This window comes from Micromonospora sp. IBHARD004, assembly GCF_052814115.1.
The window spans coordinates 1,588,563-1,600,443 of the sequence record NZ_CP199934.1 but is presented as its reverse complement, the minus strand read 5'-3'; the positions used below and the strand labels follow the sequence as shown (position 1 = coordinate 1,600,443).

The 11,881-nt window shown below is 74.2% G+C and carries 10 protein-coding genes; 1 reads left to right on the top strand and 9 read right to left on the bottom strand.

Annotated elements, in window-relative coordinates; genetic code table 11:
- Nucleotides 1–62: 62 nt before the first annotated feature.
- From ACTWO6_RS07965 to ftsY, 9 genes are all read right to left on the bottom strand, one after another.
- Nucleotides 63–719 carry a response regulator transcription factor gene (locus tag ACTWO6_RS07965; RefSeq protein WP_446219013.1) on the bottom strand — a complete coding sequence of 219 codons (657 nt, stop codon included), beginning with the start codon at nt 717–719 and terminating at the stop codon, nt 63–65.
- The gene (locus ACTWO6_RS07960; protein WP_446219012.1) at nt 716–1,840 is read right to left on the bottom strand and encodes a sensor histidine kinase; all 1,125 of its coding nucleotides are present in this window, start codon (nt 1,838–1,840) and stop codon (nt 716–718) included. The genes ACTWO6_RS07965 and ACTWO6_RS07960 overlap by 4 nt, the downstream gene beginning before the upstream one ends.
- A 19-nt stretch (nt 1,841–1,859) precedes the next feature.
- Nucleotides 1,860–2,681, bottom strand: a complete 822-nt coding sequence (locus ACTWO6_RS07955) for an ABC transporter permease subunit (RefSeq protein ID WP_446219011.1) — start codon at nt 2,679–2,681, stop codon at nt 1,860–1,862.
- A complete protein-coding gene (locus ACTWO6_RS07950) occupies nt 2,671–3,573 on the bottom strand; it encodes an ABC transporter ATP-binding protein (RefSeq protein WP_446219010.1) in 903 nt (300 codons plus the stop codon). The genes ACTWO6_RS07955 and ACTWO6_RS07950 overlap by 11 nt, the downstream gene beginning before the upstream one ends.
- 83 nt (nt 3,574–3,656) lie before the next feature.
- Entirely contained in the window at nt 3,657–5,933 is a 2,277-nt protein-coding gene (locus ACTWO6_RS07945; protein WP_446219009.1) for a [protein-PII] uridylyltransferase, read from the bottom strand.
- A 13-nt stretch (nt 5,934–5,946) separates the two neighbouring features.
- A complete protein-coding gene (locus ACTWO6_RS07940) occupies nt 5,947–6,285 on the bottom strand; it encodes a P-II family nitrogen regulator (RefSeq protein WP_170839442.1) in 339 nt (112 codons plus the stop codon).
- Between the two features lie 25 nt (nt 6,286–6,310).
- The gene (locus ACTWO6_RS07935; RefSeq protein WP_446219008.1) at nt 6,311–7,759 is read right to left on the bottom strand and encodes an ammonium transporter; all 1,449 of its coding nucleotides are present in this window, start codon (nt 7,757–7,759) and stop codon (nt 6,311–6,313) included.
- A gap of 193 nt (nt 7,760–7,952) precedes the next feature.
- On the bottom strand, nt 7,953–8,816 hold the full coding sequence (locus tag ACTWO6_RS07930) for an aminoglycoside phosphotransferase family protein (RefSeq protein ID WP_446219007.1): 864 nt from the start codon (nt 8,814–8,816) through the stop codon (nt 7,953–7,955).
- 6 nt (nt 8,817–8,822) lie between these two features.
- A complete protein-coding gene (ftsY, locus tag ACTWO6_RS07925; RefSeq protein WP_446219006.1) occupies nt 8,823–10,013 on the bottom strand; it encodes a signal recognition particle-docking protein FtsY in 1,191 nt (396 codons plus the stop codon).
- A 149-nt stretch (nt 10,014–10,162) separates the two neighbouring features.
- Between ftsY and ACTWO6_RS07920 the strand changes: the two genes are divergently transcribed.
- Nucleotides 10,163–11,875: an alkaline phosphatase D family protein gene (locus ACTWO6_RS07920; RefSeq protein WP_446219005.1), complete on the top strand. Its 1,713-nt coding sequence runs from the start codon at nt 10,163–10,165 to the stop codon at nt 11,873–11,875.
- Nucleotides 11,876–11,881: the final 6 nt, after the last annotated feature.

The window sequence follows — 11,881 nt, the reverse complement described above, 5'->3', positions numbered from 1 at the left end:
GCCCGGCCCGGCATCATCAAGATCGCCCTACGGAGACGGCCGCGTGCCGTTCCGCCAGAAGCTCACGAAACGACCAGCCCCGACTGGTACGCGAAGACCACCAGCTGGGCCCGGTCCCGGGCGCCCAGCTTCACCATCGCCCGGCTGACGTGGGTACGCGCGGTGGCCGGGCTCACCACCAGCCGCTCGGCGATCTCCGCGTTGCTCAGCCCCTCCCCGACCAGCGCCACCACCTCCCGCTCCCGGTCGGTGAGCGTGTCGAGCCGGGGGTGCGGTCGGGGCACCCGGGCCGGCCGGGTGGCGAACTCGCGGACCACCCGCCGGGTCACCGACGGCGACAGCAGCGCCTCCCCCTCGGCGACCAGCCGGATCGCCCGCAGCAGCTCCGCCGGCCGGGTGTCCTTGGTGAGGAAGCCGCTCGCCCCGTACCGGAGCGCGTCGAAGACGTACTCGTCCAGCTCGAAGGTGGTCAGCACGACCACCCGGGTGCCGGCCAGCCCGGGGTCGGCGACGATCCGCCGGGTCGCCTCGATGCCGTCCACGCCGGGCATCCGGACGTCCATCAGCACCACGTCGGGGCGTTCCCGCCGGGTCGTCTCGACCGCGGCCAGCCCGTCGGCGGCCTCCCCCACCACGGCGAGGTCGTCCTCGCTCTCCACGAGGGCGCGCAGCCCGATCCGGACCAGGTCCTGGTCGTCGGCGAGCACCACGGTGATCACTGAGCCTCCTCCACGGGCAGGGTCGCGGACACCCGGAACCCGCCGCACGGTGCGGGGCCGGCGGTGAACGTGCCGCCCAGCGCGGTCACCCGTTCCCGCATGCCGGCCAGTCCGTAGCCGACCCCCGGGCCGGGGGCCGGGCCCCGGCCGGTGTCGGTCACCTCGATCTCCACCCCGGTCGGGGTGTGGCGGAGCCGGACGGTGGCGGTGGCCGGACCGGCGTGCCGCAGCACGTTGGTCAACGACTCCTGCACGACCCGGTACGCGGCCAGGTCGACGGCGACCGGCAGGGCCCGGAGCTCCCCGGTGACCTCCACGGTGACCGGCACCCCCGCGCCGGCCAGCCGGTCGCGCAGCTGCGGCAGCTGGGCCAGCCCAGGGGCCGGGGCCCGGTCGTCGGCCGCCTCGTCCCGCCGGACCACGGTGAGCGTGACCCGCAGCTCGTCCAGGGCCTCCTTGCTGGTGCGGCTGATCGCGGTCAGCGCCACCTCGGCCTGCTCGGGCTTGCGGGCCAGCAGGTGCAGGGCGATCTCCGCCTGCATGTGGATCGCGGCCAGGCCGTGCCCGACCACGTCGTGCACCTCCCGGGCGACCCGCAGCCGCTCGGCGTCGGCCAGCCGGCGCGCCTCGTCGACCCGGCCCCGCGCGGCGTTCTCCCGGACCAGCCGGACCGTGGTGCCGATCGCGAACGGGACCACCACCCAGGCGGCGGCCGGCATGGCGCCGAGCAGCCCGGGCGGGCGCACCCCGACCACCACGTGCAGCAGCAGGGCCGCCAGCGCCACCCCGCCGGCCACCGCGGCGGTGCGCAGCGGCAGGTACGCGGCGACCGTGTAGACCGCGACGAGGAACGAGAACAGGATCGGCCCGTACGGATAGCCGAGCACCAGGTACGCCGTGGTGGCCGCGGTGACCACCGCCAGCGTCGCCAGCGGCCAGCGCCGGCGCACCGCCAGCGCCAGCGCGGCCACCGCCACCAGCGGGTAGGTCGCCCGGCCGGTGTCGATCCCCTCGTTGGCGCCGGCCGGTGCGGTGCCGACCAGCCCGATCCCGAGCAGCACCAGGGCGACGACGGCGTCGTAGATCTGGTCGCTCCACCCGATCCCGCGGTCCCGGTCCACCGCCCCTCCCCCGCCCGGCCTAGCCGATGTCCCGGCGCTGCAGCAGCAGCCCGCCCAGGGCCGCGAAGGCGACCAGGTAGGCCGCGACGACCAGCGCCGCCTGCCCACCACCGACGGCGGACGAGACGCCGGGGGTGTCCCCGGGCGCGCCGAGCGCCGCCGCCAGCGAACCCGCGTTCGGGCCGGGCAGTCCCTTCTGCACCTGGGCCACCCAGTCGAGCAGCGGCGCGGCGATCGCGGCGAGCAGGTTCTGCACCGCGAGCATCCACACCAGACCCAGCCCGACGGGCAGGGCGACCGAGCGCAGCGCGACGGCGAGCACGGCACCGAGCATGGCCCACATCGTCGCGATGAGCCACCCCGCCCCGATCCCGGTGAGCAGGTCGCCGGCCGCGGGCCAGTGCACCGGCTGCGACTCGGCGACGGCGATCGACCCGCCGGCCACCGCGCCGACGACGAAGACGGAGAGCACCACGACCAGCGCGGCGATCGCCAGGGCGAGCAGCTTGCCGGCGTACACCTCCAGCCGGGAGGGGCCCTGGGACAGGACGGTCTTCCAGGTGCCCCAGCCGTACTCGCCGCCGACGGTGAGGACGCCGAGGATCAGCACGATCGCGCCGAGGAAGACCGGCAGCCCGCCGAGCGAGTTCCCGACCAGGTGGTCCGGGAGCAGCATCGGCAGGGTCCGGTCGCTGTTCGGGCCGCCGGTCCCGCCGGCGATGCTCGCGTACGGGAAGACGTAGGTGAAGACCAGGGAGAGCACCAGCGTGATGGCCAGCAGCAGCCAGGACGCCGGCCGGCGGACGAGTTTGGCCAGTTCGGCCCGGACGCTACGCGACATCGGCCGTTCCCTTCTCGATGAGGTCGAAGAACACCTGCTCCAGGTCCCGCTCGCGGGGCCGCAGCTCGCGGACCGCCACCCCGGCGCCGACCAGCTCGGCGTTGAGCCAGGCCGCCCGCTCCGGGTCGACCGCCAGCTGCAACCCGCCGTCGACCACCCGTACCCGCTCCGGTCCGACCAGCTCCCCGGCCAGGGTGGCGGCCTTGTCCAGCGGGTCGGCGAGCACCCGCAGGCCGGCCGCGCCGCGCAGCTCCGCAACGCTGCCCTCGGCGATCAGCCGCCCCCGGGAGATCACCCCGACCCGGTCGCAGACCTGCTCGACCTCGCCGAGCAGGTGGCTGGAGACCAGCACCGTGCAGCCGGCGGCGCCCAGGCGCCGGATCAGCGTGCGCATGTCCGCCATGCCGGCCGGGTCGAGGCCGTTGGTCGGCTCGTCCAGAATCAGCAGGCGTGGGTCCTTGAGCAGGGCGGCGGCCACGCCGAGCCGCTGCTTCATGCCCAACGAGTAGCCGGCGTACCGGTCGCCGGCCCGGTCGGTGAGGTCGACCAGGTCCAGCACCAGGGCCACCCGGTCGGCCCCGACACCGGCGTAGCGGGCCAGCACCCGCAGGTTGTCCCGGCCGGAGAGGTAGGGGTAGAAGGCCGGCCCCTCGATCAGCGCGCCGACACCGCCGAGCCGGCCGGCGCCGGGCGCCCGGCCGAGCAGCCGTACGGTGCCGGCGGTCGGGCGGACCAGCCCGAGCAGCATCCGCAGCGTGGTGGTCTTGCCGGCGCCGTTCGGGCCGAGGACGCCGTACACCTCGCCGGCCCGGACGGTCAGGTCGAGGTCCCGCACGGCGGTCAGCCCGCCGTACCGCTTGGTGAGCCCCTGGGTCTGCACTGGCAGGTTCATGCCCCGAGAGTGCCGGCTCGCGGGCCGGCGCGCGTCACCCCGCGGGCGGCATCCCGACTACGCAGCCGGACGTAGGCCGGCGTTCAGACGGCGGCCAGCACGGCGGCCTCCAGCCGGGCCCGCTCGGCGTCATCGGGCCAGCCCCCGACCAGGTAGAACGCGTCCACCACGTCGGCGCCCAGGGTGGAGATGCGGGCCGCCCGGACCTGCGCGCCGGCCTCGTCGAGGGCGCAGGTGACCCGGTAGAGCAGTCCGGCCGCGTCGGCGGCGCGCAGTTCGAGCAGCACGGCGTCGGTGGCCGCCTCCCGGTGCCAGACCACCCGGGGGGCGGCGCCCTCGCCGCGCGCGGCGAGGGCCCGGCCGCGCAGCCGCTGGGTGACCGAGACGTCGCCGGTGACCGCCCGGCGCAGGTCGGCGCTGAGCGCGATCGGGTCGGGCGCGAGCCCGTAGCGGGGTTGCACCCGGCATTCGACCAGGGCCCGGCCGTCGACCGCGGAGGCGTCCGCGGAGAGCACCTCCAGCCGGTGCAGGGCCAGGCAGCCGGCGACCGTCGCGAGCAGGCCCCGCCGGTCCGCCGCGGCCACCGCCACCCGGTCCTCGGTGAGGTGTACGACCGGCAGCGGCCCCGCCACCAGCGCCGGGTCGGGGGCCGGGGGCGCGGGCAGGACGCCGGTGTCCAGCGCGGTACGGACCCGGGCGACCAGTTCGGCGACGAGTCGCCCCTTCCAGTCCGACCACGCGGCCGGCCCGGTGGCGGCGGCGTCGGCGCGGACCAGGCCGTGCAGCAGGTCCAGCGTGGTGGTGTCGCCGACCCGCTCGGCGACCCCGGCGATAGTCTTCGGGTCGGCGAGGTCGCGGCGGGTGGCCACGTCGGGCAGGAGCAGGTGCAGCCGGACCAACGCGCCGATCAGCGCCACCTCGTTCTCGGGCAGCCCGATCCGGGCGGCCACCGCCTCGGCCACCGGCGCGCCGACGGTGCTGTGGTCGCCGGGGAGTCCCTTGCCGATGTCGTGCAGGAACGCGCCGAGCAGCAGCAGGTCGGGGCGGTCCACCTCGCGGGTGTGCCGGCTCGCCTCGTACGCGGTCTGCACCAGGTGCCGGTCGAGGGTGAACCGGTGCACCGGGTTGTGCTGGGGCAGGCTGCGCAGCCGGGTCCACTCGGGCAGCCAGCCGTCGATCAGGCCGTACCGGTCGCAGGTCTCCCAGGCGGGCACCAGGCCGGGACCGGCGCCGAGCAGGGTGATCAGCGCGGCCCGGGCGGCCGGCGGCCACGGCGCGGGCAGCGGCGGGCAGTACGCGGCCAGCCACTCGCAGGTGGCCCGGGCGATCGGCAGCCGGGTGGTGGCCGCGGCGGCGGCGACCCGCAGCGACAGGCTGGGGTCGGGGCGGGCCCCGATGGCGGTGCGGGCGAGCACCAGCTCCCCGTCGTGTTCGACGACGTCCCGGGCCACCGGGCGGCGGATCGGGCGGCCGTCGGCGCCCCGGCGGCGGCCGGAGCGGAGCCGGTCGGCGGCGCGCCAGGCGTCGTCGAGGGCGTGGCTGACGGTGCGGGCGTCCCCGGCGACCCGCCGCAGCAGGGCGTCGCCGTCGTCAAGGCCGAGCAGCTTGGCTACGCCGTCGCGCTCCTGCGCGACGAGCCGGTCGACCCGGCGGCCGACCTGCTGGTGCAGGGCGTCGCGGGTGTCCAGCAGCCGCAGGTGGGCGGCGCGGACGGCCGGGCGGAGCGCGTCGGTGATCCCGGCGGTGGCGATGGCCCGCAGGATGCCGACGTCGCGCAGCCCGCCGGCGGCCTCCTTCAGGTCGCCCTCGAGCAGGAAGGCGAGTTCGCCGTGGGTGGCCCAGCGGGCGGTGGTGAGCTCCCGGAGGCCGGGGAGCTGGCGGACGGCGGTGCGCCGCCAGTGGTCGGTGGCGGTGCGGACGAGCTGGTCGGCGAGCGCCCGGTCGCCGGCGACGAAGCGGGCGTCGAGCAGCCCGAGGGCGACCTTGACGTCGTCCTGGGCCACCGAGAGCGCCTCGGCGACGGTCCGCACGGAGTGGTCGAGCCGCAGCCCGGCGTCCCAGATCGGGTACCAGAGTGAGGCGGCCAGTTCGTCCGTCCCGGGCACCCCGGCGTGCAGCAGCACCAGGTCGAGGTCCCCGTACGGCGCGCACTGCCGCCGCCCCAACCCGCCGACGGCGATCAACGCGATCCCGTCCCGCCGGGGCAGCAGCGACCCCAACCACGGGTCGAAGGCGTCCGCCCGCGCCTCCCGCGCCCCCTCCCCGATCCCGCCGGGAACGCCGACGACCTCGTTGATCAAGAGGTTTGCGTCGCCGTCGCCGGGGTGTCCTGACGCATTCTTCTTGATCAACGAGGTCATCGGTGCGGGTCTCCTACAGGGCGTCCAGGCCGCGTTCGCCGGTGCGGACGCGGACGACCTCCTCGACGCCGGTCACCCAGACCTTGCCGTCGCCGATCTTGCCCGTACGGGCGGCCGCCACGATGGCGTCGACGATCTTCTCGACGTCCATCTCGTCGGTGAGCACCTCGACCCGGATCTTGGGCAGGAACTCGACCGTGTACTCGGCACCCCGGTAGACCTCGGTGTGCCCCTTCTGCCGGCCGTATCCCTGGACCTCGCTGACGGTCAGCCCGGCCACGCCGAGGGCGTGCAGGGCCTCCTTCACCGCGTCCAGCTGGTACGGCTTGATGACCGCGGTCACCAGCTTCATGTCCAACCCCTCCATCCCAGGAACGTTAACCGGCGACCTTTTCGCTGACCGGCTCGGCCGGCTCGTCCGCCGGCCCGGCGGACTCCGGGGCCGGCTTGGTGGCGCCGATCCCGGCCATGGCGAACGCGCCGCCCGCGCTGCTGCCCGTGGTGGGCGAGAGGTCGTACGCGCTCTCCGCGTGCTCGGCGACGTCGATGCCGGCGACCTCGTCCTCGGCGTCGGACCGCAGACCGATCGTCTTCTTGATGACGAGGGCGATCAGCGCGGCCACCCCGAAGGAGTAGACCGAGACGATGCCGCTGGCCAGCGCCTGCCGACCGAGCTGGGTGACCCCGCCACCGTAGAACAGGCCCTCGCTGGCGCCCAGGCCCTCGATGGCCGAGTTGACCTGGAGGGTCGCGAAGAGGCCGATGGAGAGGGAGCCGATCCAGCCGGCGACGAAGTGCACGCCGACCACGTCGAGCGAGTCGTCGAAGCCGAGCCGGTACTTCAGGCCGACCGCGACCGCGCAGACCGCGCCGGCGACGAGGCCGAGCAGCACCGCCGGGAGCGGAGCGATGAAGCCGCAGGCGGGGGTGATGGCGACCAGGCCGGCGACGGCGCCGGAGGAGGCGCCGACCAGGGTCGGCTTGCCGTTGCGCAGCCACTCCACGATCGCCCAGCCGAGCAGGCCGGCGGCGGTGGCGACCTGGGTGTTGACGAAGGCCACCGCGGTGGTGCCGTCGACGGTCAGCTCGGAGCCGGCGTTGAAGCCGAACCAGCCGAACCAGAGCAGGCCGGCGCCGAGGGCGACCAGCGGCACGTTGTGCGGCTTGAAGCTCTCCTTCGGCCAGCCGATGCGCTTGCCGAGGATGAGCACCAGGCCGAGACCGGCGGCGCCGGCGTTGATGTGGACCGCGGTGCCACCGGCGAAGTCCAGCGCCTTGATCTTGGAGCCGATGAAGCCGCCGCCCCAGACCCAGTGCGCGACCGGCACGTAGACCAGCGTGAACCAGGCGAAGGCGAAGAGCAACCAGCCGGAGAACTTCAGCCGGTCGGAGACCGCGCCGGAGATCAGGGCCACGGTGATGACGGCGAACATCATCTGGAAGACCATGAAGACGTACGTGGGGATGCCGGTCCCCGCGCCGAGGAAGAGCCACTCCTCGCCGATGAAGTTCGTCTGCGTGCCGAAGTACTGGGTGAAGCTGCCGATCACGTTGTTGGCCCCGGCGCTGTCGTTGGTACCGAACGCCAAGGTGAAGCCGTAGATGACCCAAAGTACGGAGATGAGCCCGATCGCGGAGAAGCTCATCATCATCATGTTGAGTACGCCCTTGGACCGGTTGAGGCCGCCGTAGAACAGGGCCAGACCGGGCGTCATGAGCAGCACGAGCGCAGACGACAAGAGCAACCAGGCGGTGTTGCCGGTGTTGATCTCCACGCTGCCTCCTCTCGGTGTGGAAGTCCTCCCCCGGCTGAGACCTGGCAGCATCGCCCGTCAGCCGGTTGCGCGGAAGCTTTGTCGTCGGCTGTTTCACTCAACGACCCCGGCCGATTTCCGGTCCGTGACGGCTTGTTTCGTACGTGTGAAGAAACCCGCACAGCCGCCGGGATGGACGGCGGTGGATCGGCCGTACGGCGGGCGTCGATGGCCGGGCGACCGGCGCCGCCCGCGGGCCGGCCGATCAGCGCAGCGCGTACTCCAGGGCGTGCCGCTCGTAGTCGAGCAGCCGCAGGTCCCGCATCGGGCGGCGGAGGTGCCCCTTGTGCACGATCCGGACGAACGCCGGCTCCCCGGCCGCGGCCATCCGGCGGATCCCCTCGACGTGGTCCACGATCCGCTTGCGGATGGTCCGGATCAGCCGGTGCCGGTCCCGCGGGATCAGCCCGTACGCGTCGGCGAAGAGGCGCAGCCGGCGCGGCCGGTCCGGGCGCTTCCAGCCGAGGGTGATCGAGTCCCGGTCGGAGAAGATCGGCACCCAGGTCCACGCCGCGTACGCCACGTCGTAGATCCGCGCGCCGGGCGAGGCCAGGTCGAAGTCGATCAGGCCCAGGGTGCCGTCGGGCCGCCAGATCACGTTGTGCGGGGCGGCGTCGTGGTGGCAGATCACCTCGGTGTCCGGCGGGGGCGGGCCGAACGAGCGCCAGACCGCTCCCGGCGGCGGGGTGAAGCCGTACTGGGCGTCGTGGAACATCCGCAGCATGGTGGCCACGGTCACCAGCGCCTCGTCGGTGACCCAGTGCGGGGCGAGCGGGTACTCCCCGCACTCCCCCTCCAGGTACGACAGGACCTCCCGGTTGCGCTCGTCCATTCCGAAGGCGCGGGGCGCGCCGGTGAACCCGACGTACTCCAGGTGGCGTAGCAGCGCGTGCACGGAGGGTGTCCAGGGCCCGGCGTTGCGCCGGACCGTGTCGCCCACCCGGACCACGGTGCTCACGTTCCCGCCGTGCAGCGGGATCTCCTGCGAAGTCACGTACGGTCTCCCGAGGCGCGGCGACAGATTGCTGGGGTCGCGCCACCCCGCGTAGGCGCGATCGTCAGTCGTCACCCGAGGTTACGCGTCCCGGGCGAGCGGCTCGGTGCCGAGCAGCGCGTCGACGAACTGCGCCGGATCGAACGGGGCCAGGTCGTCCGGGCCCTCGCCGAGGCCGACGAGCTTGACCGGGATGCCGAGCTTGCGCTGCACGGCGATCACGATGCCGCCCTTGGCCGTCCCGTCGAGCTTGGTCAGCACCACCCCGGTCACGTTGACCACCTCGGTGAAGACTCGGGCCTGCTCCAGGCCGTTCTGGCCGGTGGTGGCGTCGAGGATCAGCAGGGTCTCGTCGATCGGGCCGTGCTTCTCCACCACCCGCTTGACCTTGCCCAGCTCGTCCATCAGGCCGATCTTGTTCTGCAGGCGGCCGGCGGTGTCGACCAGCACGGTGTCCACCCCGATGTCGATGCCGCGCTTGACCGCGTCGAAGGCGACGCTGGCCGGGTCGGCGGCCTCGGGCCCGCGGACGGTCTCCGCGCCGACCCGGCCGCCCCAGGTCTCCAGCTGGTCGGCGGCGGCGGCCCGGAAGGTGTCGGCGGCGCCGAGCAGCACGGTCCGTCCGTCGGCGATCAGCACCCGGGCGATCTTGCCGCAGGTGGTGGTCTTGCCGGCGCCGTTGACACCGACGACCAGCACCACGGCGGGCATGCCCTGCTTGGGGGCGGTCTTCAGCGACCGGTCGAGCGTCGGGTCGAGGGCGTTGACCAGCTCGGCGGCGAGCAGGGCGTGCAGCTCACCGGCGGACCGGGTGCCGAGCACCCGGGTCCGCTCCCGGAGCCGGTCGACGATCTCCCGGGTGGCGTCGATGCCGACGTCGGCGGTGATCAGGCTGTCCTCGATCTCCTCCCAGGCGTCCTCGTCCAGGTGCTCCCGGCTGAGCAGGCCGAGCAGGCCCTTGCCGAAGACGTTCTGCGAGCGGGACAGCCGGGAGCGCAGCCGGACCAGCCGGCCGGCGGTGGGCTCGGGGATCTCGATGGCGGGCGCGGGCGCCTCGATCACCGGTGGCGGTTCGACCAGGATGCCGGTGGAGAGGTCGGACTCCGCCGCTTCGACCGGCGGACCGGCCAGGTCCTCCTCGGCCCGGGTGTCGACCTCCGTCTCCGGCAGCGGCGGCTCGGGGCGCCGGCGCAGCCGGGGCACCACGAGGCTGAGGCCGCCGAGGATCAGCACGCCGAGCAGGGCGAGTGCGACGAGGAGGTATTCCTTCATGCCGAAATCCTGTCAGATGCCGACGACGGCGTCTCATCGACCGCACCCCGTTGCCGGTGCCGGCCGGCGGTAGGCTCGACGCCAGCCAGCTGTGGTGCGACCGCCGGCCGGGTAGTAAACATGAAGTCCGCTCACCTCGGAGGTCGACCATGCCCAGCGCGCGCCTGCTCATCGGTCCGTTGCTGCGGCGGGTCGTCGGCACGCGGGCGACCGTCTGGGTCGAGACCAGCGCGCCCGCCGCGGTCACCGTCCGTACGGCCGACGGCGCCTCCGGGACCGCGCCGACCTTCTCCGCGTACGACCACCACTACGCGATCGTCGTGGTGGCGGGGCTCACTCCGGAGAGCGCGACGACCTACGAGGTGCTGATCGACGACGAGGTCGCCTGGCCGGTGCCGGAGAGCGGCTTCCCGGCCAGCGTCATCCGGACCCGGGCCGCCGACGACCGGGACCAGCCGGTGCGCCTGCTCTTCGGCTCGTGCCGGGAGACCACCCAGCACGCCACGGCCCGCAAGCTGCCCCCGGACGCGCTCGACGCGTACGCCCGGCGGCTGATCGCCGACCCGGACCCGGCCGCCCTGCCGGACCTGCTGGTGCTCCTCGGCGACCAGGTCTACGCCGACGTCACCTCGCCTACCGTGCGGCGGCTGCTCAAGCGGCGCCGGCGGCGGCCGAAGGCCGCCCCGGCGACGCAGGTGGTCAGCTTCGACGAGTACACGAAGCTCTACCTGGAGTCCTGGCGCGATCCGGAGATCCGCTGGCTGCTCTCCACCGTGCCGAGCGTGATGATCTTCGACGACCACGAGGTCATCGACGACTGGAACACCTCGGCCGCCTGGCGGGCGGACATGCGCCAGCAGCCGTGGTGGGCCGAGCGGATCCGCAGCGGGCTCGCCTCGTACTGGGTCTACCAGCACCTGGGCAACCTCGCCCCGGAGGAGATCGCCGCCGATCCGCTCTTCGCCAAGGTGGCCGCCGCCGAGGACGCCACGGGTGTGCTGGACGAGTTCGGCGCGCGGGTCGACACCGAGGCCGACGTCGCCCACGACACCGAACGCTGGCGGGCCGTGCAGTACCAGTGGAGCTACGCGCTGGACCTGGGCCGCACCCGCCTGGTGATGCTGGACAACCGGTCCAGCCGGGTGCTCGACTCGGGCAACCGGGCGATGCTGCCGCCGGGCGAGTGGTCGTGGTTCGTCGACCGGGCGCACGGCGTCTACGACCACCTGGTGGTCGGTGCCTCGCTGCCCTGGCTGCTGCCGCCGAGCATCCACCACATCGAGGCCTGGAACGAGCGGCTGGCCGACTCCCGCCGCCCCTGGGTGGCCCGGATCTCCGAGCAGCTCCGCCGGGCCCTCGACCTGGAGCACTGGGCCTCGTTCCGGCGCTCCTTCGAGGCGCTCGGCGAGCTCTTCGCCCGGCTCGGCAGCGGCACCCCGGGACACCCGGGCGACCGGGTCGGCGCCGGCCCGGCGTACGCGCCACCAGCCTCGATCAGCGTGCTCTCCGGTGACGTGCACCACTCGTACGTGGCCCGGGTCAAGTTCCCCGACCCGGCCGTCCGCACCCCGGTGCACCAGCTCACCTGCTCCCCGATCCACAACCAGGTGCCGGGCGCGGTGCGCCCGCTGATGACGCTGGGCTGGTCGCCCGGCCCGGCGACGGCCACCCGCGCCCTGGCCCGCTCGGCCGGGGTCCGCCGCCCGAACGTGCGGTGGAAGAAGCTGGCCGGGCCGTACTTCGGCAACGCGGTGGCCACGCTGACCCACCGGGGTCGCTCGGCCGAGGTGGTGATCGAGGGCACCACCGCCGACGGTCAGCTCCGTACCGTGGCGCAACGCCGGCTCACCGACGCCGCCTGAGTACGC